Origin of the sequence: Allobosea sp. OAE752, assembly GCF_050433265.1 — a bacterium.
Classification (GTDB): domain Bacteria; phylum Pseudomonadota; class Alphaproteobacteria; order Rhizobiales; family Beijerinckiaceae; genus Allobosea; species Allobosea spartocytisi.
The window spans coordinates 35372-61134 of record NZ_JBNPXO010000011.1 but is presented as its reverse complement, the minus strand read 5'-3'; the positions used below and the strand labels follow the sequence as shown (position 1 = coordinate 61134).

25 protein-coding genes and 1 tRNA gene are annotated in these 25763 nt (G+C 67.1%); 10 read left to right on the top strand and 16 right to left on the bottom strand.

Annotated elements, in window-relative coordinates; translation table 11 throughout:
- The first annotated feature begins 5 nt into the window (after positions 1 to 5).
- Positions 6 to 773 carry an SDR family oxidoreductase gene (locus tag GGC47_RS23240; RefSeq protein WP_429069094.1) on the top strand — a complete coding sequence of 256 codons (768 nt, stop codon included), beginning with the start codon at positions 6 to 8 and terminating at the stop codon, positions 771 to 773.
- Positions 770 to 1621 (top strand): aminoglycoside phosphotransferase family protein, encoded by an 852-nt coding sequence (locus tag GGC47_RS23235; protein WP_429069091.1) that lies wholly within the window; start codon positions 770 to 772, stop codon positions 1619 to 1621. Before GGC47_RS23240 ends, GGC47_RS23235 begins: the two co-directional genes overlap by 4 nt.
- Positions 1622 to 1769: 148 nt before the next feature.
- Here the strand turns inward: GGC47_RS23235 and GGC47_RS23230 are convergent, their stop codons facing one another.
- The 7 genes from GGC47_RS23230 to lipB form a co-directional block, all read right to left on the bottom strand.
- Positions 1770 to 3755: an acetyl-CoA carboxylase biotin carboxylase subunit gene (locus tag GGC47_RS23230; protein ID WP_185748002.1), complete on the bottom strand. Its 1986-nt coding sequence runs from the start codon at positions 3753 to 3755 to the stop codon at positions 1770 to 1772.
- Positions 3756 to 3795: 40 nt separating this feature from the next.
- Positions 3796 to 4491 (bottom strand): cation efflux transmembrane domain-containing protein, encoded by a 696-nt coding sequence (locus tag GGC47_RS23225; protein ID WP_185748001.1) that lies wholly within the window; start codon positions 4489 to 4491, stop codon positions 3796 to 3798.
- Between the two features lie 176 nt (positions 4492 to 4667).
- On the bottom strand, positions 4668 to 5429 hold the full coding sequence (locus tag GGC47_RS23220) for an SDR family oxidoreductase (protein WP_038365528.1): 762 nt from the start codon (positions 5427 to 5429) through the stop codon (positions 4668 to 4670).
- A 118-nt stretch (positions 5430 to 5547) separates the two neighbouring features.
- Entirely contained in the window at positions 5548 to 6447 is a 900-nt protein-coding gene (locus GGC47_RS23215; RefSeq protein WP_210245683.1) for a dienelactone hydrolase family protein, read from the bottom strand.
- Between the two features lie 96 nt (positions 6448 to 6543).
- Positions 6544 to 8151 (bottom strand): carboxyl transferase domain-containing protein, encoded by a 1608-nt coding sequence (locus GGC47_RS23210; protein WP_142022638.1) that lies wholly within the window; start codon positions 8149 to 8151, stop codon positions 6544 to 6546.
- A gap of 117 nt (positions 8152 to 8268) precedes the next feature.
- Positions 8269 to 8469, bottom strand: coding sequence for a hypothetical protein (locus tag GGC47_RS23205; protein ID WP_142022637.1), 201 nt, complete (start codon positions 8467 to 8469; stop codon positions 8269 to 8271).
- A 166-nt stretch (positions 8470 to 8635) separates the two neighbouring features.
- Positions 8636 to 9340, bottom strand: coding sequence for a lipoyl(octanoyl) transferase LipB (gene lipB / locus GGC47_RS23200; RefSeq protein WP_142022636.1), 705 nt, complete (start codon positions 9338 to 9340; stop codon positions 8636 to 8638).
- A gap of 135 nt (positions 9341 to 9475) precedes the next feature.
- Between lipB and GGC47_RS23195 the strand changes: the two genes are divergently transcribed.
- The 5 genes from GGC47_RS23195 (at position 9476) to GGC47_RS23175 (ending at position 13371) form a co-directional block, all read left to right on the top strand.
- Complete coding sequence (locus tag GGC47_RS23195; protein ID WP_248311217.1) at positions 9476 to 9745, top strand: FliM/FliN family flagellar motor switch protein; 270 nt, start codon at positions 9476 to 9478, stop codon at positions 9743 to 9745.
- A gap of 125 nt (positions 9746 to 9870) precedes the next feature.
- Positions 9871 to 9955 (top strand) — tRNA-Leu (locus GGC47_RS23190).
- A 176-nt stretch (positions 9956 to 10131) separates the two neighbouring features.
- Positions 10132 to 11115, top strand: coding sequence for a glycoside hydrolase family 25 protein (locus GGC47_RS23185; protein ID WP_112763174.1), 984 nt, complete (start codon positions 10132 to 10134; stop codon positions 11113 to 11115).
- 211 nt (positions 11116 to 11326) lie between these two features.
- Positions 11327 to 12292 carry a glycoside hydrolase family 25 protein gene (locus tag GGC47_RS23180; RefSeq protein ID WP_112763173.1) on the top strand — a complete coding sequence of 322 codons (966 nt, stop codon included), beginning with the start codon at positions 11327 to 11329 and terminating at the stop codon, positions 12290 to 12292.
- Between the two features lie 86 nt (positions 12293 to 12378).
- Entirely contained in the window at positions 12379 to 13371 is a 993-nt protein-coding gene (locus GGC47_RS23175; RefSeq protein ID WP_142022634.1) for a CorA family divalent cation transporter, read from the top strand.
- A 22-nt stretch (positions 13372 to 13393) separates the two neighbouring features.
- Here GGC47_RS23175 and dmeF read toward each other — a convergent pair whose 3' ends face one another.
- From dmeF to GGC47_RS23160, 3 genes are all read right to left on the bottom strand, one after another.
- The gene (dmeF, locus tag GGC47_RS23170; protein WP_142022633.1) at positions 13394 to 14380 is read right to left on the bottom strand and encodes a CDF family Co(II)/Ni(II) efflux transporter DmeF; all 987 of its coding nucleotides are present in this window, start codon (positions 14378 to 14380) and stop codon (positions 13394 to 13396) included.
- A gap of 17 nt (positions 14381 to 14397) precedes the next feature.
- A complete protein-coding gene (locus tag GGC47_RS23165; RefSeq protein WP_142022632.1) occupies positions 14398 to 14664 on the bottom strand; it encodes a metal-sensing transcriptional repressor in 267 nt (88 codons plus the stop codon).
- A gap of 237 nt (positions 14665 to 14901) precedes the next feature.
- Positions 14902 to 15393 carry an ABZJ_00895 family protein gene (locus tag GGC47_RS23160; protein ID WP_370955800.1) on the bottom strand — a complete coding sequence of 164 codons (492 nt, stop codon included), beginning with the start codon at positions 15391 to 15393 and terminating at the stop codon, positions 14902 to 14904.
- A gap of 233 nt (positions 15394 to 15626) precedes the next feature.
- Between GGC47_RS23160 and GGC47_RS23155 the strand changes: the two genes are divergently transcribed.
- Both GGC47_RS23155 and GGC47_RS23150 read left to right on the top strand, forming a co-directional pair.
- A complete protein-coding gene (locus GGC47_RS23155; protein ID WP_142022630.1) occupies positions 15627 to 16799 on the top strand; it encodes an isovaleryl-CoA dehydrogenase in 1173 nt (390 codons plus the stop codon).
- Between the two features lie 14 nt (positions 16800 to 16813).
- Complete coding sequence (locus tag GGC47_RS23150; protein WP_142022629.1) at positions 16814 to 17263, top strand: gamma-glutamylcyclotransferase family protein; 450 nt, start codon at positions 16814 to 16816, stop codon at positions 17261 to 17263.
- A 99-nt stretch (positions 17264 to 17362) separates the two neighbouring features.
- Here the strand turns inward: GGC47_RS23150 and GGC47_RS23145 are convergent, their stop codons facing one another.
- From GGC47_RS23145 to GGC47_RS23130, 4 genes are all read right to left on the bottom strand, one after another.
- Positions 17363 to 18763 carry a M20/M25/M40 family metallo-hydrolase gene (locus GGC47_RS23145; protein ID WP_142022628.1) on the bottom strand — a complete coding sequence of 467 codons (1401 nt, stop codon included), beginning with the start codon at positions 18761 to 18763 and terminating at the stop codon, positions 17363 to 17365.
- A 54-nt stretch (positions 18764 to 18817) separates the two neighbouring features.
- Positions 18818 to 19786, bottom strand: coding sequence for a Bug family tripartite tricarboxylate transporter substrate binding protein (locus GGC47_RS23140; protein ID WP_142022627.1), 969 nt, complete (start codon positions 19784 to 19786; stop codon positions 18818 to 18820).
- Between the two features lie 63 nt (positions 19787 to 19849).
- Entirely contained in the window at positions 19850 to 20158 is a 309-nt protein-coding gene (locus GGC47_RS23135) for an AtuA-related protein (RefSeq protein ID WP_112763165.1), read from the bottom strand.
- A 1-nt stretch (position 20159) separates the two neighbouring features.
- Positions 20160 to 21509 (bottom strand): acyclic terpene utilization AtuA family protein, encoded by a 1350-nt coding sequence (locus tag GGC47_RS23130; RefSeq protein ID WP_142022626.1) that lies wholly within the window; start codon positions 21507 to 21509, stop codon positions 20160 to 20162.
- An 81-nt stretch (positions 21510 to 21590) separates the two neighbouring features.
- Between GGC47_RS23130 and GGC47_RS23125 the strand changes: the two genes are divergently transcribed.
- Entirely contained in the window at positions 21591 to 22499 is a 909-nt protein-coding gene (locus GGC47_RS23125; RefSeq protein WP_142022625.1) for a LysR family transcriptional regulator, read from the top strand.
- Positions 22500 to 22573: 74 nt separating this feature from the next.
- Here GGC47_RS23125 and GGC47_RS23120 read toward each other — a convergent pair whose 3' ends face one another.
- Positions 22574 to 24064, bottom strand: coding sequence for a carboxylesterase/lipase family protein (locus GGC47_RS23120; RefSeq protein WP_142022624.1), 1491 nt, complete (start codon positions 24062 to 24064; stop codon positions 22574 to 22576).
- Between the two features lie 126 nt (positions 24065 to 24190).
- On the bottom strand, positions 24191 to 25756 hold the full coding sequence (locus GGC47_RS23115; RefSeq protein WP_142022623.1) for an ABC transporter substrate-binding protein: 1566 nt from the start codon (positions 25754 to 25756) through the stop codon (positions 24191 to 24193).
- Positions 25757 to 25763: the final 7 nt, after the last annotated feature.

Genomic DNA, 25763 nt, shown 5'->3' with positions numbered 1-25763 from the left:
TCATCATGCGCGGACTTGCAGGCAAGGCCATCCTCGTCACCGGCTCCTCGACCGGTATCGGCTATGCGATGGCGGAACGCCTCGTCGCGGAGGGCGCGAAGGTCCTCATCCACGGTCGCGACAAGGCGGAGGTCGATGCTGCCGTGGCGCAGCTCGGCGACGCCGCGAGCGGCACGACGGGCGATCTGGCCGAACCCGAAACCGCGCAGGCCATCGTCGACGCCACGATCGCCGCCTTCGGCCGCATCGACGGGCTGGTCAACAATGCCGGCATCTATCCGCGCGGCATCCTCGGCGAGACCACCGCCGCCTTCTTCGACCATATGTTCGCGATCAACACCCGCGCGCCGCTGCTCTGCGCCGAGGCCGCGATCCGCGCCTTCCGCGCCCAGAAATCGCCGGGCGCCATCGTCACGGTCGGCTCGATCAACGCCTATTGCGGCCTGTCCAACCTCACCGTCTATTCGATGTCGAAGGGCGCGCTGATGACGATGACGCGCAATCTCGGCAACACGCTCGGCCCCGAGCGCATCCGCGCCAACCAGCTCAATGTCGGCTGGACCTTCACCGCCAATGAGGACGCCACCCAGCAGCGCGAGGGGCGCAAGCCCGGCTGGCAGAACCATCTCTCGCTGCGCGAGGCGCCGACCGGCCGTATCATGCAGCCGGAGGAGATCGCCGCCCACACCGCCTTCTGGCTGTCGGAGGACAGCGCGCCGGTTTCCGGCCAGATCTACGAGGCCGAGCAGTACCCGATGATCGGGCGCGGATGAACGACACATCTCCCTCGCCCCTTCTTGCGCCCTTCGAGCCCTGGCTGATGCAATGGCGGCTGGTCCCGGACGGCGAGCCGATCAGGACCCATGCCAGCCGCCTGCTGCCGGTCCGGCAGGATGGCGCACCGGCGATGCTGAAGCTGCCTGAGGTGGAGGATGAGCGCCTCGGCTATCGCCCGCTCCAATACTGGGACGGCGATGGTGCCGCCCGCCTGCTCGCGCACGCCGACGAAGGCGCTGCCATGCTGATCGAGCGCGCCACCGGGCGGCGCTCACTCTCCGCCATGGCCCGCAACGGCGAGGACGATGCGGCGACGGCGATCCTCTGCGACGCCGTCGCGGCGCTGCAGAAGCCACGCGGCCCTTTCCCTATCGGGCTGATCCCGCTCGAAATCTGGTTCAAGGACCTGTTCCCGATGGCGGCCGAGCGCGGCGGCTTGCTGGCGCGATCGGCCACCATCGCGAGCGAATTGCTGCCGGCCCAGCAGGACATCCTGCCGCTCCATGCCGATTGCCACCACGACAACGTCCTCGATTTCGAAGAGCGCGGCTGGCTCGCCATCGATCCGAAGGGCGTCATCGGCGACCGCGCCTTCGAATACACGATCCTATTCTGCGATCCCGATCTCGGCGATCCCGAACCGCCGGTCGCGATCCTGCCCGGCCGTTTCGAGCGCCGTCTGGAAATCGTGCTGGCGAAATCGGGGCTGGAGCGGCGCCGGCTGCTGCGCTGGATCGTCGCCTGGTGCGGGCTCTCGGCCGCCTGGTTCATGGGCGACGACGATCCGCTGGCGGAGGTCAATCTGACGATACTGGGAAAGGCGGCAGCAGCGCTCCGCGAATAGCGCGCCGTCATGCTCGCCCTTGTGGCGAGCATCCACGTCTTGAACACCGCATGGCATCGACTAAGACGTGGATGGTCGGGACAAGCCCGACCATGACGCACTGAATCGAAACCTCAGCGATCGCCCACAAGCACCTCCAACGACTCGACTATTCGCCGATCACCACCACCTTCGCGCCCTCGGCCACCTGCGCTCCCGGCTCGCCGACGACCTCGCTCACCGTGCCGTCGCGCGGAGCGGTCAGCACATGCTCCATCTTCATCGCCTCGACGATGGCGAGGCGCTGGCCCTTCACCACCGCCTCGCCCGGCGCCACGAAGAGCGCGACGAGCTTGCCATGCATCGGCGCCTTGACCACGCCGCCGGAACCGGCAGCCCCATCGAGATCGACCGTAAAGGGATCGAACAGCGAAACGGCCGTCTGCCGGCCGCGATGCAGCGCGTACCAGACACCGCCCTCGCCCTCGGCCAGCGAGACCTCGTGCTCGCCCTCGCCGATCTCATGGCCCGGCAGGCTGACGCGGGCATCCTCGCCCCGCCACTCGATGCGCGCGTCGACGCGCTCGCCATCGACCGTGAGCGGCAGGCCAAGCGGCTGGCGCGGCATCAGCGAGAAGGCATCCGTCACCAGCCAGGGCGAGCGCGTCTCGCCCTCGGCTCGCCCGGCCGCCTCGACGATGCCGGCGACCTGCCGCTCTTCCTCGAGCTGCAGGGCGACGGCCGCGACCGCCGCGGCATCGAGCGGCTGCGGCTCGGCGCCGAGCGCCTGGATGTTGCGGTCGATGAAGCCGGTATCGAACGGCCCCTTCCGGAACCCCTCCGCCTCCGTCAGCTTCTTCAGGAAGGCGAGATTGCTGCGCGGACCGGCGACGACCGTCTCGCCCAGCGCCGCGCCCAACCGGTCGAGCGCCTCGTCGCGCGTCGCGCCATGGGCGATGACCTTGGCGATCATCGGGTCGTAGAACGGCGTCACCGTATCGCCGGCCTCGACGCCGGTATCGATGCGGATGCCTTCGCCATGCGGAAAGCTCAGCGCCCAGAGCTTGCCGGTGGAGGGCAGGAAGCCCTTCTCCGGATCCTCGGCATAGAGCCGCGCCTCGACGGCATGGCCCTTCGCCTCGACGTCGTCCTGCGTGAAGCCGAGCGGCTCGCCGGCCGCGACCTTGAGCTGCAATTCGACGAGATCGAGTCCGGTGATCGCCTCCGTCACCGGATGCTCGACCTGGAGGCGCGTATTCATCTCCATGAAGTAGAAGCGGTCGGCCTGCAGGCCCTCGCGCCCATCGGCGATGAACTCGACCGTCCCGGCCCCGACATAGCCGACGGCCCTGGCGGCTTCCGTCGCGGCCTTGCCCATGGCGGCGCGCACCTCCCGTGTCATGCCGGGCGCCGGTGCTTCCTCGATCACCTTCTGATGACGCCGCTGCAAGGAGCAGTCGCGTTCATAGAGATGGACGACATTGCCGTGGCTGTCGCCGAAGACCTGGATTTCGACATGGCGCGGCGAGAGAACGTATTTCTCGACCAGCACACGGGCGTCGCCGAAGGCGCTTGCGCCCTCGCGCTGGGCGCTGGTCAGCGCGTCGTCGAAATCCTCGGGCCGATCGACCTTCTTCATGCCCTTACCGCCGCCGCCGGCGACCGCCTTGATGAGCACGGGGTAGCCGATGCGCCGCGCCTCCCCGCGGAGGAAATCGGCGCCTTGCTCGGCGCCGTGATAGCCCGGCACCACCGGCACAGCGGCCTTCTCGACCAGAGCCTTGGCGGCGTCCTTCAGCCCCATCGCCCGGATCGCCGAGGCCGGCGGCCCGACGAAGACGATGCCCGCCGCGGCGCAGGCATCGGCGAATTCGGCATTCTCGGAGAGGAAACCGTAGCCCGGATGGATGCAGGCCGCGCCCGCCGCCTTTGCCACGGCCAGAATCTTCGCGGCGTCGAGATAGCTCTCTCGGGCCGGCGCGGGGCCGATATGATAGGCTTCGTCGGCCATCTGCACGAAGAGCGCCTCGGCATCGGCATCCGAATAGACGGCGATGGTGCGAAGCCCCAGCCGCTTCGCGGTGCGGATGACGCGGCAGGCGATCTCGCCGCGATTGGCGATCAGGATCGAGGGCAGCTTGGCAGCGATCGTCATGGAAGCGTCCTCGGCAACATCCTTGAAAGGCTTTTCGCCTTTATAGCCCGCCTGCCCCATCTGTCTGCGCCTTGTTGCGCAAACCGGTTTGGGCCGCTTCCGAATCCGCGCTCCGCCGCAACGAGCGCCAGATCGCCCATGTCGCCTGGAAGCAGATCCCGGCGACGACAAGGTCGAACAGATATTCCGGCCAGCGCACCACCGGCAGGGCACGGGCGGCGAGCCCGACCAGAGCGAAACCCGTGGTCGAGATCGCATCGTTGCGGCTCGACAGCCAGGTTGCCTTGATCACCGGATTATCCTCGCGGCGGAAGCGCCAGAGCACGGCAATCACGAGGAGCGCGATCACGATGGCGCTCACCGCGGCGAAGCCGAGCGTCCAGATCTCGATAGGCCTGGGATTCAGAATCTTGTCGTGGAGGTCGTAGAGCGTGTGCAGCCCGGCGACGGCCATCACCGCGCCGATCGCAATCGCAGCCAGGCGTTCGGCCCGGTCGTCGCGGCCGAAGACGATGGCGGCGATGCCGTAGAGCGCGACGTCATAGACCCAATCGACGCCGTCCTTGAAAAGCTGGGCATTGCCGATGGCATGCGCCCAGGCGACCGTCGCCGCCGCCTGGACGAAGATGCCGAGCGCGATGCCCCAGATGGTGAGGGTGTAGGCGCGGGCGATGGCGGGATCGGGAGCCGCAGTTCCGCCTCCCTCGCCATGGGCGGGCCTCTCCAGACCATCCATGTCTTGCGCCCCAGCGACCATCCTCACCTCGTCATCCTGGACAAGCGGCTTTAGCGGCGCCGATCCGGGATCCATGCCGGAACGCGAACCGATCAGGTTCAGGCATGGATCCCGGGTCTACGCTTCGCTCCGCCCGGGATGACAAGCAAGCGGGACGGCCAACGGGAAGGAACGCCTCACCCCCGCCCGACGAGCGGAGCCTTGGTCGCCATCACCGTGACGAAGAGGATGTTGGCGTCGAGCGGCAGCCCGGCCATGTGCAGCACGGTCGAGGCGACATGCGCGACATCCATCACCGGCTCGACCTTGATCGAGCCGTCGGCCTGCGGCACGCCGGTCGTCATCTTCTGCGCCATGTCGGTCAGCGCATTGCCAATATCGACCTGGCCGACGGCGATGTCGTATTTGCGCCCGTCGAGCGAGGCGGTCTTGGTCAGGCCCGAGATCGCATGCTTCGTCGCGGTATAAGCCGCCGAATTCGGCCGCGGCACCTGCGCCGAGATCGAGCCGTTATTGATGATGCGCCCGCCGCGCGGCTCCTGTGCCTTCATCGCCTTGAAGGCGGCCTGCGTGCACAGGAACGGACCGGTCAGATTGGTGTCGACCACCTTCTGCCAATCCTCCAGCGAAAGGTCCTCCAGCAGCACGCCGCCCGGCGCATTGACGCCGGCATTGTTGAACAGCACGTCGACCCGGCCGAAAGCCGCCTTTGTCCTGGCGAACAGGTTCTCGACCGAGGCCTTGTCGGTGACGTCAGTCGGCACGGCGAGGCCCCTGCCCTTGTCGACGCCGGAGAGCGCGATCGTCTCCTCCAGCGCATCCGCCCGGCGCCCGGCCAGAACGGTGCGGTAGCCATCCTTCAGGAAGGCGATGGCGACGGCCCGCCCCACGCCCGAGCCGGCACCGGTGATGATCGCGACCTTGTCGTGCTGAGCCATGCGTTTCCTCGCGCTTTTGGGAATTCAATCGTTTCGTTCCCAAAGCATAAGCGTAGGCGCGCGACAAGGAAGAACGGCCGGCGCAACCCTTGCCGGCGCCGGCCGAGGAGCGCGCGCCTCAGGCGACGCCGTAGCGCTTGAACCAGGCGAGCGCCCGCGCCCAGCCATCCTCGGCCTGCGCCTTGCGATAGCTCGGCCGGTAATCGGCGTGGAAACCATGCGGCGTGTCCGGGAAGATCACGATCTCCACGGTCTTGCCGGCGGCCTTCGCGGCATCGCGCTGCTTCTCGACATCCGCGACCGGAATGCCCGTATCCGCCCCGCCATACAGGCCGAGGACGGGCGCCTTGAGATCGCCGACGACATCGGCCGCCGTCTTCGGCTGGATGTCGGTGCGGCTGCCGCCGAGCGGCCCGTACCAGGCGACGGCCGCCTTCACCTGCGGGTTATGGGCGGCATAGAGCCAGACGGCCCGCCCGCCCCGGCAGAAGCCGGTGACGCCGAGCCTTGCCGCATCGCCTTTCGAAGCGGCCGCAGCCCATTTCGCCGTGGCGTCGAGGTCGGAGAGCACGGTCGCGTCCGGCGCCTTCGAGATCACGTCCCGCACGATCGCCTGCACATCGGTCATCTTGGAGAGATCGCCGAGCCGGGCATAGAGCTCGGGCGCCACGGCGCAGTAGCCCAGCTTGGCGAAGCGCCGGCAGATGTCCTTGATGTATTCGTGGACGCCGAAGATCTCCTCGATCACGAGGACGATCGGAAACGGCCCCGCCCCTTCCGGCATGGCGCGATAGCCCGGCAGATCGCCATCGGCCGTCGGGATCTTCACCTCTCCGGCGACGAGGCCCTTGCTGTCGGTCGAGATCGTCTGGCCGTGGACGACGGTGGTGGCGAGGGTGAAGCCGCTGATCAACCCGGTCATGACGAAGCCGCGACGGGAGAACGGCTCCCTGACCAGCCCGTCCAGTTGCTCGAGCGTGCTTTCTGCTGCGGTCTGCGCCGGCGCCGTCATGTGCATCTCCCGTTGTTGTGGCGGGAGCCTGCCGCGACGCGGGACGGCTTGCCAAGAGGCGTCAGCACGGCTGCGGTCACAGTGGCGTGAGGAAAGCCGCCCTCACATCCGGAACACGCCGAATCTCGTCTCGGGAATCTCGGCGTTGAGCGTCGCCGAGAAGGCCAGCGCCAGCACCCGGCGCGTCTCCGAGGGCAGGATGATGCCGTCATCCCATAGCCGCGCCGTGGCGAAGTAGGGCGAGCCTTCTTCCTCGTAATTGCTGCGGATCGGCGCCTTGAAAGCCTCTTCCTCGGCCGCCGACCAGATCTTGCCCTCGGCCTCGATATTGTCGCGGCGGACGGTGGCGAGCACGCTCGCGGCCTGCTCGCCGCCCATCACCGAAATCCGCGAATTCGGCCAGGTGAAGAGGAAGCGCGGCGAATAGGCCCGCCCGCACATGCCGTAATTGCCGGCGCCGAAGGAGCCGCCGACCAGCACGGTGACCTTCGGCACGCGCGCCGAGGCCACCGCCGTGACGAGCTTCGCTCCGTCCTTGGCGATGCCGCGCGTCTCAACATCGCGCCCGACCATGAAGCCGGTGATATTCTGCAGGAAGAGCAGCGGGATCCGCCGCTGGCAGCACAGTTCGATGAAATGCGCGCCCTTCAGCGCGCTTTCCGAGAACAGGATGCCGTTATTGGCGATGATTCCGACCGGGATGCCGTGGATACGGGCGAAGCCCGTCACCAGCGTCGTGCCATAGAGCTTCTTGAACTCGTCGAATTCCGAGCCGTCGACGAGGCGCGCGATCACCTCGCGGATGTCGTATTGCTTCTTGAGATCGGTCGGCACCACGGCTTCGAGCTCGGCCGGATCATAGAGGGGCTCGACCGGCTCGGCGATGTCGATGTCCGGCCGCTTCACGCTGTTGAGGTTGCCGGCGATCCGCCGGGCGATGGCGAGCGCATGGGTGTCGTCGCCGGCATAGTGATCGGCGACGCCCGAGAGTCTTGCATGGACATCGGCGCCGCCGAGATCCTCGGCCGAGACGACCTCGCCGGTCGCGGCCTTCACCAGCGGCGGACCGCCCAGGAAAATAGTGCCCTGCTTCCTGACGATGATCGTCTCGTCCGACATCGCCGGCACATAGGCGCCGCCGGCGGTGCAGGAACCCATCACCACCGCGACCTGGGGGATACCTTCGGCCGAAAGCGTCGCCTGATTGTAGAAGATGCGGCCGAAATGCTCGCGATCCGGAAAGACCTCGGTCTGGTGCGGCAGGTTCGCGCCGCCGGAGTCGACGAGATAGATGCAGGGCAAGCGATTCTCGCGCGCGATCTCCTGGGCGCGCAGATGCTTCTTGACCGTTAGCGGATAGTAGGTGCCGCCTTTGATCGTCGCATCGTTGCAGACGATCATGCATTCGCGGCCGGCGACACGCCCGATTCCCGCGATCATGCCGGCGGCATGGACATCGCCCTCATACATGCCGAAGGCGGCGAGCGAACCGATCTCGAGGAAGGGCGAACCCGGATCGGTCAGCCGCAGCACGCGCTCGCGAGGCAGCAGCTTGCCGCGCGCCGTGTGGCGCTCGCGGGACCGCGCATTGCCGCCGAGCGCGGCGGTAGCGCGGCGCTCCTGCAATTCGCCGCGCAGCCCGGCCCAGGCCTCCGCATTGGCCCGCGTCTCGGCGGCATTCAGGTCGACCTTGCTTTCGATGACCGGCACGGGCGCGCTCCCTCGAGACTTCAGCCTTATCGGGAGCGTTATGGCGCGGCGCCGGGCAAACGCCAACCGGCGCGGACGCACGGACGCGACCATGCAAATCCGCGCCGAAGGATGATCTTACTCGCTCGCCTGGTTGATCGACCCGGTCACGCTGGGCGCCGCGACCGCGCCGATGGCTCCGCCCGCCACGGCCCCGATCGGCCCGCCGACAAGCGCGCCCGCCCCCGCTCCCGCGGCCGCGCCGGCGATGCGCTGGTCGGTGGTGTTGCAGCCCGCGAGCAGCGTCGCAAGGCAGCTTGCGAGAAGAATGGCTCGCATAATTCGTCCCCTTTTGCTCGAGGCATCAGGCCGAAAAGCGAAATCCGCCTGTCTCAGCAGCCCGATGCATCACCGAAAGCCGGGCCGCCAACGCGCCCATGCAGGCGCATCGCGGCCAGGCTCTGACCGGGCCGAGCATGGGTTTGCATGGCTAACGAAAGGTAAATCAGGCCGAGACGGTTGGGCCGAAGACCCGCTCGAAGGCTTCGCGCAGCACCGAATCGACCTCAGGCATCGTCACCGGCAAGCCGAGATCGACCAGCGAGGTCACGCCGTGCCGGCTGACGCCGCAAGGCACGATGCCGTCGAAATGGGAGAGATCGGGATCGACATTGAACGAGATGCCGTGGAACGAGACCCAGCGGCGCACGCGGATGCCGATGGCGGCGATCTTGTCCTCGACGCCCTCGCCCCGTTCCGGCCGGCGCACCCAGACGCCGACACGATCCTCGCGCCGTTCGCCACGAATGTTGACATCGTCGAGCGCGCCGATCAGCCAGCCCTCCAGCGCAGCGACGAAGCGACGCAGATCCGGCTGGCGACGCTTCAGGTCGAGCATGACATAGGCCACGCGCTGGCCGGGGCCGTGATAGGTGAACTGCCCGCCCCGCCCCGAGCGGAACACCGGGAATCGCTCCGGCGCGATCAGGTCCTCGTCGCGCGCCGAGGTGCCGGCGGTGTAAAGCGGTGGATGCTCGACCAGCCAGACGCGCTCGCGCGCCTGCCCGTCGGCGATCAGCGCCGCGCGCGCCTCCATCTCGGCGACCGCCTCGTCATAGCCCGTCAGCCCTTCGGCCACGACCCATTCCACCGGCTCGGCGCCCGCTTCCGGCAGGAAGGAAACCGCCAGCGCATCCCGCATATTCACCATGGCTTAACCATGTTTCGTCCAAAGTTTACGGGCCGGTTTCTGCCGGCCGACCATGACCGAGCCTCTTGCGCCCAAAAGCCGCCGGCAGGCAAGTTTCGCTGGTCCAATTCTGAAGTAGGGTTCCGGAGGCAGGACTTGAAGACCGATCTCGATCTCGTTCCTGTCGAGCTTACCGTCGTGCTGGGGCAGACCCAGATGCCGATCTACAAGCTGCTGCGACTCGGCCGCGGCGCGATCATCGAGCTCAACGCCAGCGAGATGGACGAGGTCCAGATTCTCGCCAACAACCACCCCTTCGCCAAGGGAATCGTCGTGGTCAGCGGCGCGCGCATCTCCGTCGAGATCACCCAGATGCTGAAGCGCCCCACCGTCTACACACTCCAGAGCGTCGCCGAGGCGGCCTGATCCCTCTTTTTTCAGGAAAATGCGGCGCGCGTCGCTTTTCCACAGTGATGCTCTTGTGGCGGCGGATTCGATTTGCTAGATCGGCGCCGCTCCCTGGTTGCACCGCCCGCAACTGGAACAGAGCTGCGGTCGTGGCGGAACTGGTAGACGCACTACCTTGAGGTGGTAGCGGGGAGACCCGTGGAGGTTCGAGTCCTCTCGACCGCACCAAATTCGGACGATAAGTCCAGCGAACGGCGACCCCCTCGGGTCGCCGTTCGCGTTTCCGGCCTCATGCTCGATTCGTCCCAGGCTGCACCGTTCCAGGCTGACAGGCGTCAGAACTTTGGTAACGTAAATCGGTCATCAACGTGTCTCGTCTGATCCCCGAGAATACCGCTCCCCGCATGTCACGCATCCGCATCCTGCCTCTTCTGGCTGCCGCCGCCGTTGCGGTCCTTGGCGGCTGCGTGGCGCTCGACACCGCCGGTGACCGGCGCCCGCATGCCGGCGTCGTCGAGGCTCACAGCTACCCGATCCACGGCATCGACGTGTCGCGCTGGCAGGGTGACATCGACTGGTCTGCGGTGCGCGCCTCCGGCATCCGCTTCGTCTACATGAAGGCGACAGAGGGCGGCGACCACATCGACCCGGCCTTCCAGCGCAACTGGGACGGCGCGCGCCGCGCCGGCATCGCCCGCGGCGCCTATCATTTCGTCTATTGGTGCCGCCCGGCCCATGAGCAGGCGCTCTGGTTCAAGCAGCAGATCCCGAACGATCCCGACGCCTTGCCGCCGGTGCTCGACGTCGAATGGAACGGCCATTCCAAGACCTGCCCGCAGAAGGTCAGCCGCGAGCTGGCGCTGGAGAAGATCCAGCTCATGCTCACCGAGCTCGAGCAGCTCACCGGCAAGAAGCCGGTGATCTACACCGACATCACCTTCCACAAGGAGGTGCTGGAAGGCCAGTTCAACGACTACCCCTACTGGATCCGCTCGACGGCGGCGAAACCCGAGACCCGTTACCAGAACCGTCCCTGGGCGATCTGGCAGTTCACCACCACGGCCAAGGTCCCGGGCATTCGCGGCGATGTCGACCGCAACGCCTTCTTTGGCAACGAAGGGCAGTTCATCGGCTGGCTGCAAGGCGAATACGACATCGCCACCCGCCGCTGGGAGAAGCGCAAGCCTGTGCCGCCGCAGCCGAGTCCCGGGCCGGATCATCCCGCGGCGCCAACCCCGATGCCCGTGGCACCCGGCCCGTTCTCTCCCGCTCCCGCCCCGCTTCCGAACGAGGACCCGGAGGACGTGCCGATGGCGCGCATTCCTGGCGGCGTACCGCCGATGGCCTCGGCCTTCCAGCCTCTGGGCGACCAGAGCATTTCGGACTGAGGCTGCTGGACGCCGTCAGAGGCGCACCGTCATTCCGGCTTGACCCGCGATGACGCGCCTTTTCCCCCAAAAACAGCACGCAGCAGCCCTGTCACGCCGCGCGAATCCCGCCGGTTAACCAAAGCTGAAAAACATCCTGCGATTGCCGGGCAATTCTAACCGCCGCTTAACCACGCTCTCCGCATCTGGACCTGTGATGCAGGAGAAACACATGCCGGCGCGCAAGCTGACCCACGGCAGGATCTATCTCGGAGCCTTCGCCTTTCTGACGGCCCTCACCTGTCTGGCCGAGCCCGTCTTCGCGCTCTATCCGAAGAAGGGCGACAGCGCACCGCATCACGGCGTGCGCGATGCCCGCCGCAAGGTCATCCAGGGCATCGACGTCTCGCGCTGGCAGGGCGAGATCGACTGGGAGAAGGTCAAGGGCGCCGGCACGCGCTTCGCCTTCATCAAGGCGACGGAAGGCGGCGACCATCTCGACCCCAATTTCCGCCGCAACTGGGCCGAGGCGAAGAAGCACGGTGTCCCGCGCAGCGCCTATCACTTCGTCTGGTGGTGTCGCCCGGCCGCCGAACAGGTGCGCTGGATCAAGAAGCACATTCCGCGCGACCCCGACGCATTGCCCCCGGTGCTCGACGTCGAATGGCAGAACGGCTCGCAATGCGCCCGCAGGGTCTCGCGCGAGGATGCGCTCGCGAAGATCGAGATCATGCTCAAGGGGCTGCGTGAGCACACCGGCAAGAAGCCGATCATCTACACCGACATCAATTTTCACGAGGACGTGCTCGAAGGCGCGTTCAACGACCATCCCTACTGGCTGCGCTCGACCGCCGCGCCGCTGGCGAAGCGCTATGCCCGCGACCGCTGGGAATTCTGGCAGTTCACCACCACCGGCCGCGTGCCCGGCATCGCCGGCGATGTCGACCGCAACGCCTTCTTCGGCAGCGAGCGCGAATTCGAGGCCTGGCGGCAGGGGCGCTTCGACATCGGCCTGCGCAAATGGCATGGCGGCGAGCCGAAGGTCGCGGCACGCACGCCGCCCCCGACGCCGGCAGGGCTGCGCGCACCCAGGGCGGCTGGCGGCGCCACGCTGAAATTCGCCCCGCCCGGCCGCATTCCCTCGCGCACGGCGGATAGTCGCGACGTCGGCACGACGGGTTCCGTCCGGCGCAACTGAAGCGGCGCCGGCCGTCACGTTCCTGTCATATCGGCGGAGCCCTGTGCCGCGCGCACAAGCGCCACCCGTGATCGAGACGAACGACGATGCCGACCGATCTGCAATCCCAAACCGGCGTCATCTGGGCCTATCGCTTCGATACCGAGGGCCGGCCCAGCCTGATCGCGCGCGACACCCTGCCCGACCTCGCCCCGGATGAAGGCTTCGTCTGGCTGCATCTCGACCTCGTGCATACCCGCGCACAGAGCTGGATCGGCGAGCAGGAGCTGCCGGACGCGGCGCGGGAAACCCTCCTCTCGCAGGAAACGCATCAGCGGCTCGACCATTCGGCCCAGCTTGCCTGGGGCGTCTCGCATGACCTCATCCGCAGCATCGCCGACAAGTCGGACAGCGTCGGCGCGCTGCGCTGGGTCATCGGCGACAGCTTCCTGCTCACCGGCCGGCGCGAGGCACTGCACTCGATCCGGATGACGGCGGAGGCGCTGAATCGCGGCGAGCCGGCGGAGAGCCCGAGCGCGCTTTTCGAGCAGATCATCGAATACATCATCGACGACATCACCGACAGCGTCGTGCGCCTCGTCGACGAAACCGACAGCGTCGAGGACCAGATCCTGCTGGACCGGCTGCATGACGGGCCGCAGCGCGTCGGCGCGATCCGCCGCACCGCCGTGCGGCTGCACCGGCAGCTCAGCGGCCTCCATGTCCTGTTCCGGCGCTTCGCCGAGACGCAATCCGGCCGCAGCGCCCCCGATGCCGTCAAGGCGACCGCAGCGCGCCTGCTGCAACGGGTCGACACGCTGCATCACGACGTCCAGTCGGTGCAAGATCGCGCCCGCCTGCTGCAGGACGAGATCGCCGCCCGCTCGGCAAACCGCACCAACCGGCAGCTCTACGTCTTGTCGATCCTGACCGCGCTCTTCCTGCCGGCGACCTTCATCACCGGCCTGTTCGGCATCAATGTGAAGGGGCTGCCCTGGGTCGAGTCCGAGGCCGGCGCGATCTATGTGTCGCTGGCCTGCATGCTCGCGGCGCTGCTGACGCTCATCCTGCTGCGGCGCCGCGGCGTGATCGGCGACTAAGCCGCGCTGCCGCGCAAAGGCTTCACATGGCGGCTGGTCGCGTATTCACCTCGACAGTGACATGCGACAACGTCGGCAGGTCGGCAAGCAGCGCCTTGTAGGCCGAGGGTGATTTCGGCTGGCCGGTCACGACCGAGACGATGGCGCTGCGATGCCCGGGCCCGACCTGCCAGAGATGTAGGTCGGCGACCTCCGCGCCCTCGGCGGCGAGCCGCTGGCCGATGCGCTTCGCCAGCGCCTCATCCGGCACCGTGTCGAGCAGCACGGCCCCGGAACGACGCAGCAGCCCGACGGACCAATGCGCGATCACGCCGGCGCCGACGATCCCGATCAGCGGATCGAGCCAGACCCAGCCATAATACCGCCCGCCGAGCAGCGCCGCGATCGCCAGGACAGAGGTGAAGGCATCCGCGATGACATGCATGTAGGCCGCGCGCAGATTGGTATCGGCGCCATGGCCGCCATGGGAATGATGGCCGTGGTGGTGATCGTCGTGATCATGGTGGTGGTGCCCGTGGCCGTGATGCCCGGTGTCGCCATGGTGATGGTCGTGCCCGTCCCTGAGCAGCCAGGCGCTTGCCAGATTGACCGCGAGCCCAAGCGCCGCGATCGCGGTCGCCTGGGTGAAATCGATCGCAACCGGCGCGTAGAGCCGCAGTGCCGATTCCCCGGCGACCGCGAGCGCGATGAACATCAGCAGCAGGGCGCTGGCGAAGGCGGCGAGATCGCCGAGCTTGCCCGTCCCGAAGCTGAAGCGGCGATCATGTGCATGCTGCCGCGCGAAGCGATAGGCGAAGGCCGCGATGCCGAGCGCCGCCGCATGGGTCGACATGTGCCAGCCATCGGCCACGAGCGCCATCGAGCCGAAGACCGTGCCGGCGACGATCTCCGCCACCATCATCACGGTCGTCAGGCCGACGACGAACCAGGTCCGCCGCTCGTGGCGCTCATGCTCGCTGCCAAGGAAGACGTGCTGGTGCTGGGCGGGAAAGCTGTTCGCAGCCGGCATCGGTTCGCTCCGGACGGTCAGAGATATTTGGTGAGGGCCTTGAGCTCGTCGAGCGACTTGCGCGCCTCAGGCGTCGCGACCTGAGCGTGGTCGAACAGGTGATGCTCGATATGATCGAAGATCAGCAGTGACTTGACCTTCTCCAGCGCCTTCTCGACGGCTTGGAGCTGCTGCACCACGTCAGGAACCGCCCTGCCCGCCTCGACCATCCCCACGACCGTGCCGAGATGGCCCTGCGCGCGGCGCAGGCGGTTGATGATGTCGGAATCCATGGCGTGGCTCATGTGCTCTATCCTATCCTCTTGGATAGGATATGCAATAGCTCTCGATTGCCTGCGGCAGCGCAACCGCAAAGCGCCACCTCAAGCGGGCAGCGACGATGTCGACAGATCGATGACCGAAGCCGCGAGGCGCTCGTTTCCCTGCAGGTCGCCCCGCTTCTCGGGTGACCGAAAGCGAAAGCCTCGGGCGGAGACAAAGGGCCAGGTCGCCGCCTTGCCTCCGTCAGAGCGCAGGCCGGTCTAGGCTTTGCCCTTGGCAGCCTGCCGCTGTGCCCGCTTTTCCTCGGCCTTCGCGCCCCAGCCGATCGCGAGGCGGATGACCAGGAACTCTAGCACCAAAATCCCAAAAAACGCCGCAGCAATGATCACTTGATCGCTGCTGCGGTATCCCCCGATGCTCGCGACGCCGCCGGGCATGAAGCCCGCGATGACGAGCACAAAAACACCCTGCACCACAAAGGTCGCAAGCGCGCACAGAAGCGCGACGGGCCAGGCCCGGCCAGACGGCGGACGGGCCTGCTCACGCTTGAACCAAATTTGCCCGATCCAGGAAGCCGCGCTCCAGACCATGATCAGGCCAAGGGCGCCCATGCTGCCCGGAGCCGCCTTGAAATAGTCCTCCAGGGCAATGACCACCACATTGAGGATGATCACCCCGGCAACGAGGAAGGCGATATACCGCAGGACGAGAGCCCCATTGGAAATAGGCGAGGCAGTCGATGGTTGGGGCATTGGGAAACTCCGGGCAGGCATGGTCCAGCGTGCCGGCTACGATGACCGGCAGTGCGGGTAAAGCCCGGGCGCTGCATAGGGGGCAGCCTTTTCGGGCGGTTTCGACCGGTGCGAATCCTCGCAGACCGCCCTCTGATCTGCTCAGCCTGACACCGGCATTTCCGATCTGTAAGCTCACCGCAAAGCGGCCCCGTGCAGGCTGCGCAACACCGTCTGACCCGGGAGGTTCCGCCATGCTCGCCAACGCGCCGCGCCCGTTCAATTTCGACCTCGGAGAGACCGCCGATGCGATCCGCGACACGGTCCACGCCTTTGCGCAGGAGAAGATCGCACCGCGCGCCGAGGAGATCGACAGGACCAATCAGTTCCCGCGCGATCTATGGCCGGAAATGGGCGCGCTCGGCCTGCACGGCATGACGGTCGATGAGGAGCATGGCGGCTCAGGCCTTGGCTATCTCGAGCACTGCATCGCGGTCGAGGAAGTCAGCCGCGCCTCGGCCTCGGTCGGCCTCTCCTACGGCGCCCACTCGAATCTCTGCGTCAACCAGATCAGCCGCAACGGCAACGAGGCGCAGAAGCGGAAATATCTGCCGAAGCTGATCTCCGGCGAACATGTCGGCGCGCTCGCCATGTCGGAGCCCGGCTCTGGCTCGGACGTCGTCTCGATGCGCACCCGCGCCGACAGGAAGGGCGACGCTTATGTCCTCAACGGCAACAAGATGTGGATCACCAACGGTCCGATCGCCGAGACGCTGGTCGTCTACGCCAAGACCGATCCGGAAGCCGGCCCGCGCGGCATCACCGCCTTCCTGATCGAGAAGGGCATGAAGGGTTTCTCGACCCACCAGAAGCTCGACAAGCTCGGCATGCGCGGCTCCGACACTTGCGAACTCGTCTTCCAGGATTGCGAGGTGCCCGAAGAAAACGTGCTGGGCCAGGTCGGGCGCGGCGTCAACGTGCTGATGTCCGGCCTCGACTACGAGCGCGTCGTGCTGGCGGCCGGCCCGCTCGGCATCATGCAGGCGGCGCTCGACGTGGTCATGCCCTATGTCCATGAGCGCAAGCAGTTCGGCCAGTCGATCGGCGAGTTCCAGCTTGTCCAGGGCAAGGTCGCCGACATGTATGTCGCGCTGAATTCCTGCCGCGCCTATGTCTATGCCGTGGCCAAGGCCTGCGACCGCGGCGAGACCACCCGCGAGGACGCCGCCGGCGCCATTCTGCTCGCGGCCGAGAAGGCGACGCAGGTCGCGCTCGACGCGATCCAGCTCCTCGGCGGCAATGGCTACATCAACGACTACCCGACCGGCCGCCTGCTGCGCGACGCCAAGCTCTACGAGATCGGCGCCGGGACGAGCGAGATCAGGCGGATGCTGATCGGCCGGGAGCTGTTCAACAAGACGAAGTGAGGCTAGAGGGCTTCATGCCCCTCTACTTCGCCTACGGCCTCAACATGGACCCGGACGGGATGGCGCGGCGCTGCCCGAACGCCCGGCCGCTCGGCCCGGCCCGCTTGCCCCGCCACCGCTTCATCGTCACCCGCGACGGCTATGCCTCGGCGATCCGCGATCCGCGCGAGGAGGTCCATGGCGTGCTGTGGGATTGCTCGCTCAGTGACATCCGCGCGCTCGACAAGTTCGAGGACATCGCCAGCGGTCTCTATGTGAAGATCAATCAGCCGGTGATCGTGCCCGGCGGCGCCAAGCGCGCGCTGATCTATATCGGCCGTTCGGGCGATCCGGGAAAGCCGAAGCCGGGCTACATGGAAGCGGTCATCGCTGGGGCGAAACATTTCGCCCTGCCAGAGACTTACATCGCCGGCTTGAATCGCTTTCTGATCGAAAATCGCCGCGCCGTGCTGCCGCGATTGTAGGAAAAACTCCGCAATTCGCTTTCCCTCGCGCGGCCTCGGCCAGGCGTTGGATGTGGTGCCGACAGACCTAGAACCCTTTGTAGTCGGGCACCCATCCATTCATCCTTTGGCGCGAAACTCCGCCGGTGCGAATGTCGCGAGCTCCTGCAGCAGAAGCGGCCAGCTGCGCAGGCCGAGCGCGATTGAATCGAGATGGAAGAACTCGTTGGGTGCGTGAACATCCTCGTCTGGCAGGTTCAGGCCGAACATCAGCGTGTCCATGCCGAGCAGCTCCTTGAAGATCGCGGTGATCGGGACTGTCGCGCCGAGACGCACATGGACGGGGTCGCGTTGCCAGACCCGTTGCAGCACCCGCGTCGCCGCCTGGACCAGCGGGTGGTGGCCCGCCAGCGTCGAAGCCGGCGAGCCACCGCCGATGCCGGCGAATGCGATGCGCACGCCGGGGCGAGCGACCGAGCGGATATGATCCTGCAGCGCCTGAATGGCCTGTTCGGGATCCTGTCCGGGTGCCAGCCTGATCGTGACCTTGGCGCGCGCTTCATCGGGGATGACCGTCTTGCTGCCGGCGCCGGTATAGCCGCCCCACATGCCGTTGACGTCGATCGCCGGGCGCAGCGTCAAGCGCTCGCGCAGGCTGTAGCCGGGCTCGCCCGCCGCGATCCCGCCGACATCGGCGACGAAAGCGGCCTCGTCGAACGGCAACGCCGCGGCATCGCGGCGGTCCTGCGCACTCGGTGGCGGCAGCGCCTCCATCAAGGCGGGGACGGCGATCGCCCCGTTGGCGTCGTGCAGCGAGGCGATGATCGCGGCGAGTTCGTGCAGCGCGTTGCGCACGGCTCCGCCATAGCGGCCGGAATGCATCTCCTTCTCCGCGCTGCGCACGATGAGTTCGAGCTTGGCCAGGCCACGCGCCCCGACATTGATCGTCGGTTCCGTCGGGCTCGCACGCCCGCCATCGGCCGAGATCATCGCATCGGCCTGCAGCAGCGTCCCGTAGCGGTGCACGATTTCGCGGAGGCTTGGGCTGCCGGTCTCCTCCTCGCCCTCCAGGAAGAGCTTGATGTTGACGGGGCAGCCTCCGTGCACGGCGAGGAAGCCGGCGACGGTCTCGATCGCGATCGTGGTCGAGCCCTTGACGTCGGAAGCGCCGCGCGCATGCAGGCGCCCGCCCTGGATCGTCGGCTCGAAGGGCGGCGTCCGCCACAGGGCGAGCGGATCGGGCGGCTGCACGTCGTAATGGCCGTAGACGATGATGGTCGGCGCGCCCGGCGCCCCGAGCCAGGCGCCATAGACCGCCGGATGTCCGCCGCCATCGAGCAGTTGCACATCCGACAGCCCGATCTCCGCCAACCAGTCGAGCAGAAAGGCGCGGGTGGCGGCCATGCCCTCGGCATAAGCAGGATCGGTGCTGACGCTCGGCAGCCTGAGGAAGGCTGTCAGCCTGTCAAGCACGGCGTCATGGCGCTGCAGGAGGTGGTCGACGACCGGCTCGGCATTCATCGGGACTTCCTCGACATGGGTGCCGACGGCGCAAGGTGCCGCCTGCGTTGGGCTCTATTCCGGCTGGATGCCGGCGGCCTTCACGATCTCGGCCCATTTGGCGATCTCGGTCCCGACGAAGGCCTTGAGCTCGTCTGGCGTGCTGGTCTCAGGCTCGACGCCGGCCGCGAGCAAACGCTCCTTTGTCGCCGGATCGTTGACGGCGGCAGTCAGCGCCTGATTCAATTTGTCGACGGTGGAGCGCGGCGTCCTGGCCGGGACAAAGGCCGCGAACCAGGCCGCGAGGTCGTACCCCTTGACGCCGCCCTCGGCCATGGTCGGCAGATCGGGCGCCAGCACGCTGCGCCTGGCGGTCGAGACGGCGAGGCCGTTGACCGCGCCCGCTTTGATCTGAGGCAAAGTCGTCGAGATGTCGGCGAAAACGATGTTGATCTGCCCGCCGAGCAGATCGGTGATCGCCTGCGGATTGCTGCGATAGGGCACATAGGTGATGTCGAGGCCGGCCAGGGACTTCAGCATCTCGCCGGCGATGCGCGACGAGCTCGACCCGGCACCGAAGGTCAGCTTGCCTGGATTGGCCTTGGCATAGGCGACGAACTCCTGGACGGTTTTGGCCGGCACGGCGGGGTTGGTCGCGAGCGCGAGCGTGATCGTGCCGAGCTTGCCGACGGCCTCGAAGCTGTTGATGGCGTCATAGGGCACATGCTTGAGCAGGCTCTGATTGGCGCCATGCGTGGTGTTGGTGGTGATCAGCACCGTGTGGCCGTCGGGCTCGGCGCGGGCGACGTTCTGCGCGGCGATGACACCGCTCGCCCCGGCCAGATTCTCGATAACCACCGGTTTCCCGAGGTTCTTCGAGACATGCTCGCCGAGGATGCGGGCCACCGCGTCGGTCGCGCTGCCGGCCGCGAAGGGCACGACGAATTTGAGGGATCTCGACGGGAATTCCTGGGCACTCGCGGTGCCGGTGAGGCCGATGGCCAGCGCACCTGCGGCGATCATGCGCAAAATCGATGTTCTCATGGATTTTCCTCCGCTTTTGTCGGTCATGTCGGGGCGGCGTCTTGCTGCGCCGTTCGATTGGGATCAGTCGTCCGGAATTTCGATGTCCAGCAGGGCGGAGCTCAGGGACTTGCCGTGGGTGTCGAGGGCGAGCGAGCGCGTCACCCCACCGCCCAGCGCCTGCCGAAGCACGAAGTTGAGCGCCCCCAGCGACGCGATCTCGTAGCGGCTGACGCTGCCGCGAAGGAGGCCAGCGAAATGCGTCGCCACCCGCTCCGCCGTGACGTGCCGCACCAGGCGCGGATAATCCGCCTCCTCATAGGCGATCAGCGAGATGCTGGAGGTGTCACCCTTGTCGCCGGCGCGAGCATGGGCGATGGCGCGCAGCTTCATTTCAGCTCTCCAACATATGGATCGAGGGCTGGACCCGCTCGCGCGGCAGCAGCGTCGAGAGCACTCCGAGAACCTCGCGGACCTGTTTGGTGACGCCACCGCCGCCCGCCGGCCCGTTGGTGTAGAGGGTCTCCACCTCGCTGCCGACGCGCACCGCTTCATCCATCGTGGACGTGCGCCCGACCACGCGCAGCCGCACCTCGTAGGGCTCCGCCCGCTCGCCGCCGCCGGCCGGCAGTCCGAGGCCGTGGAGCGCATCAATGCCGATCAGATCGAAGCGCAACTCCTGCGCCGTGAGCCCCGTCAACTCCAGCCGCTCGCGCACGATCGCGGCCGCCAGTTCCGCGCGGTCTCGCGCGCCGCTGCCGGCATAGGAAATCTGACCTTCGCCCACGAAGCCTTCTGCGACGCCGAGCGAGACCTTCAACGCTTCGGGCCGCGCGCGGCCGCTCGCTCCGGAGATGCGGACCCGGTCTTGCCCGACCTGTTCGACACGAACCTGCGAGAAGTCCGCGACGACGTCGGGGGTGAAATACGCCGCCGGGTCATGAATCTCGTAGAGAATCTGCTCCTTGCAGGTGGCGGATGTCACGCAGCCGCCCGAGCCCTCGACCTTGGTGATGATGGCCGAGCCGTCCTCGCCGACCTCGGCGAGGGGAAAGCCGAGCCGCGCCAGCCCCGGCACCGTCTTGAAGCCGGGATCCGCGAAATAGCCGCCGGTGACCTGCCCGGCGCATTCCAGCACATGGCCGATCAGCGTCGCCTGGCCGAGCCGCGGCCAATCCTCGAACGACCAGCCGAATTCATGCACCAGCGGCCCGAGGAAAAGCGAAGGATCGGCGGCACGTCCGGTGATCACGAGATCGGCGCCGGCGGCGAGCGCCTGTACGATCGGCTCGGCCCCCAGATAGGCATTGGCCGAGATCAGGCTCGCCCCCAGCGCAGCAGCGGGCCGCCCATCTTCCAATATACGGCCATGACCATCGCCGACCGAAGCCGCGACGTCGTCGCCCGTCACGGCCGCCACCTTGTAGCCGCGCAAGCCGAGGTCGCGCGCGGTCGCACGGACAAGCTCGGCCGCCGCCAGCGGGTTGGCCGCCCCCATATTGGTGATGATGGCAGTGCCGGCGCGGCGACAGGCCGGAAGCACCGCGCGCATGCGTGCCGCCAGCAGCGGATCGTAGCCGAGCCCTGGATCACGCCGCCGTGCCTGCTGCGCCAGCGCGATGGTGCGCTCCGCCAGACATTCAAAGACGAGGTAGTCGAGCCGGCCGCGCTCCGCGAGTTCGACCGCAGGCTCGATCCTGTCGCCCGAATAGCCCGCGCCGGCCCCTATTCTTACCTGTCGCATGCATCCTCCAGTTGCCAGAGAATGCCGCCGTAAATTCATAGCACAATTGAAATTATTCTATCTCAGTAATAGCGTTTCAGTATGAATTTCGATGTTCGGCAGCTACGGGCGTTCATTGCGGTGGCGGAGCATGGCAGCTTCACCCGCGCCGCGGCGGCGCTCAATCTCTCTCAGCCCGCCCTGACCGTTCAGGTCCGGGCGCTGGAGGAAGCGCTCGGCCTGCGGCTCTTCGACCGGAACACGCGCAATGTCGCGCTGACGCGCCTGGGCCGCGAGCTCTTGCCGGAACTGCAGCGCGTCCTGCGCGAACTCGAGGCGCTGCTCGACAAAACCCGGCAGCTCGCGCGCATGGCCGGAGGGATGGTTCGCATCGCGGTCCTGCCCTCCTTCGCCTCGAGCCTGCTGCCAGATGTGATCGCACGCTTCCGCGCGCAGCATCCCGAGATCGGCTTTGCGCTGCGTGACGTCGTCGCCAGCGGCGTCACGGCGCTGACGCTTGCCGAGGAGGTCGATCTCGGCATCACCGGCGGACCGTTCGAGGATGCGGAGCTGGAGCTGATGCTGAGCAGCGTCGATCGGATGCATGCCGTATTCCCATCGGGTCACACACTGGACGACGGCACCTCGCCTTCACTTGCAGCGGTGGCACGCCACCCGCTCGTCCTGATGTCGCGGGCGACCAGTGTGCGGGCGGTGGTCGATGCCGCCGTCGCGGCTGAGGGGCTGGTGGCGGAGGTTGCCGCGGAGGCGACCTACATGTCCACGGCCGTCGGCATGGTCCGTGCTGGAATGGGGATCGCGATCCTGCCCGAGACCGCAATGGAGATCAAAGCGCTGCCGATGCTTCGTTCGGCGCCGATCGACGATCCGCGGCTGGCGCGCAGCATCTCGGTGATCAAGCGCAGAGGCCGGACATTGCCACCGGCAAGTGCGGCCTTCCTGGACCATCTTGGCGTTGCGTTCGATGCGCTGCGGCAAAACGCAATGTGAGCCGGGTTTGCCTCTTGCCTTGGGTGCGGTGCCCGGCACCCGCTATCGCGGGGTCCGCGCCGCGATCCATCGCGCTAGCGATCGAACAGGCCTTCGAAGACAAGGCGAACATCCTTGGACGGATCGGTCCGGAGTTCGGCGCCGTCGACGTCGAAAACCAGCGTCGCCCGCTGTCCCAAGTCGTATGGCGGCCAGGCGGCGACGCCGCCGGCATGGATGAAAGCCGTGACCATTTCGTGCATGCCACCATCGCCGGGCCCCGCCGCAGTGCCGTAAGGTCCCGGCTGATTCCAGATGAGGCTGAGATCGGCGACATGGGGTGCCTGGCCGGCGAAGGGCCCGGCCGCGAGCGGCCTGTCGTTGCGATAGACCCAGGTCGGCCGCCCGGCCGCATGATGCGCATCGGCCAGCCGGATCGATGGCAATTCGTATTCTTCCGCCGTCAGCAGCTTCAGGTGCCGCGCGCTTGCTGGCATGCCGGGCCACATCCGCAAGGCACGCCTCTCGGCTTCCGCCATGATCTCGGGCCCCAGATGCGCCAGCAGCCGGCCATCCCAGTCCTCCGCCGAATGACCGTCTCCATGCGTCGCTTCGCCCAGGAAGGGCGCGGCCTCGTCGCGCGCCGTCCCGATCAGAAGCGGCACGGGGTGGCGGGGCAAGAGCCGCCGCGGCGACCGGGGCAGGAATGTCCCGTCGGCTACGGGGCGAAAGGGCTGGCGCCGGGTCTCGTTTCTGCTCAATCGCTCTTGCAGGGCAATGAGGCCGGCGGCCGGAATGTCCTGGAGGTCGCGGAGGCAACCGCCGGCGAGGGCCAGCACCCTGTCGGCCACGGCATCCGCCGTCTCCCGGCTATGGACCGTGTCGCCGCCGCCGGAGCTCGAAAACGCCGCATGGAACAGGCCGGCCGCCGAGGGCGCAGCCAGAAGGGCCGCGACGTTCTTGGCCCCGGCCGACTCGCCTCCGACCGTGACGCGGCCGGGATCCCCGCCAAAGGCGCCGATGGCCTGCCGGATCCAGACGAGCGCCGCGACGATGTCCCGCAAGGCATTGTTGCCGCTGCCGCGGAATTCCTCGCCGAAGATCCGCCCACCTTCGAGAAAGCCGAGCAGGCCGAGCCGATGGCCGATCGTGACGCACGTGATGCCGGCTCGGGCAAAGACCGCTCCGTCATAGACGGGCCGGCTCGTCCCCCCGACAGACTGGCCGCCGCCATGCAGCCAGACCAGCACCGGATGCGGCCCCGCCTCGGCCGGCGACCAGATGTTGAGATAGAGACAATCCTCGCTCGTCGGCACGGCGGGCATGGCGTCGGGATCGCCGGGATAGAAGCCCGGATCGGCTGGCTGCGGCGCTGCCGGCGCGAAGGTCAGTGCCTCGCGCAGGCCGGTCCAGGGCGCAAGCGGCTGCGGCGGACGGAAGCGCAAGGAACCGATCGGCGCGGCGGCATAGGGCACACCCTTGAATGACCGGATCCCGCCGGAGAGCAGGCCGCGCAGCCGGCCGAAGGGCGTATCGACGATGAGAGCTTCGCCGGAGAGCGCGCTTGCGGATGGATCGAGTGACATGGGTTGGGATGTGTCGCGGTGCGGCTGCGGCCGTGGGTTATGCCGGGCCTTCACCGGAGTGCCCGCTGCCGGCGATGCGAGGCAGCAGGCACTCCGGGAATTGCGGCAGGGCCGATCGTCGGAGGGCTATTTGCGGGCGATGTTCCAGTAGACCGGCGCCGGCGGGGTCAGGAGCCCGGTCAGATCAGTGCGATAGGCACGGATCTGATATTGGACGCCAATCGGGACATAGGGAACGGTCTGAGCCGCGCGCAGCTGGATCTTCTCCGCCAGCGCCTTGCGCTGCGCGCCGTCCGAAAGGTCGGAAAAAGCGGCACGCATCTGTTCGATATCGGCATCGCAGGGCCAGCCGAACCAGGCCTTCTCGCAGTTCGAGCGAAGGCCGAGATGGCTGACCGGCTCCATCATGTCGAGCCCGCCCGGCCCCGAGATGAAGATCGACCAGCCGCCCTTGCCGACCGGCTCCTTGCTGGCCCGGCGGGCGACGACCGTCGCCCAATCCATCGCCTGCACATCGGTCTTGAAGCCGATGCTCTTCAGCAAGGCTTCGGCCACCATGGTGAAAGCGTGGATATTGGCATTCTCGGTGGCGTCGAGCAGCACCACCGGAGTGCCGTCATAGCCGGCTTCCTTCAGGAGGGCCTTGGCCTTGTCGAGATTGACCGCTGGAAAGCCGGCCTCGGTGAAATAGGGAGACGAGCAGACGTAGAAGGAGCGGCAGGGCTTGCCGAGGCTCGGATCGTCGATCACCGCGGAGAGGAACTCCGCACCGTCGACGGCATGGAGCAGGGCCTGCCGCAGCTTCGGATTGTCGAATGGCGGCTGGGTCGAGTTGATACGGATCTGCTGGGCGACGCCGATATCGTCCTGGCGCTCGAGAGCGATGTCCTTCGACGCCTTGGCGAGCGGAATGAGATCGCCGGGAATCTCCTCGCTGATATCGAGTTCACCCTTGATCAGGGCGTTGATCGCGGTCTGCTGGTCCGGGATGATCTGCCATTCGACACGATCGACCTTGACCACCTTGCCGCCGGAGAGGCCGGCCGGCGCCTCCGGGCGGGGCTTGTATCCCGCGTTCCTGGTGAACACCAGCCGGGCGCCGGCCAGCCATTCGTCCTTCTTGAAAACGAATGGGCCGGAGCCGGTGTGATCTGTCACCGCCTGATTGGGTGGCGTCGCCGAAGCGACGCGGGCCGGCATGATGAACGGCACGGGCGCGCCTGGCTTGCCGAGGGCATCCAGCACCATCCCCCAGGGCGAGGTCAGCGTCAGGCGGACGGTCTTCGCATCGACCGCCTGCCAGCTCGCACCACGCTGGTTGAGCTGCTGCCCCATGCTGTCATTGACGCTCCAGCGCTTCAGCGAGGCGATCACGTCGTCAGCCGTCACGGGCTGGCCGTCGCTGAAGGCGAGGCCATCGCGCAGGACGAAGGTCCACACCTTGCCATCGGCCGAGATGTCCCAGCTTTCGACCATTTGCGGCTTGATCGCCAGCTTGTCGTCCACCGCGAACAGCGTGTCGTAGACCATGTAGCCGAAATTGCGGGCCATGGAATCCGAGCCGAGGAGCGGATCCAGCAGCTTCACGTCCCCGGACGGTTTGACCTTGAGAACGCTCTCGGCGATGGCCGGCCCCGTCAAGACGAGCATGGCACCGGCGAAAAGCGCGGCCGTCACTGTTTTCAGACTCATGTCCTCC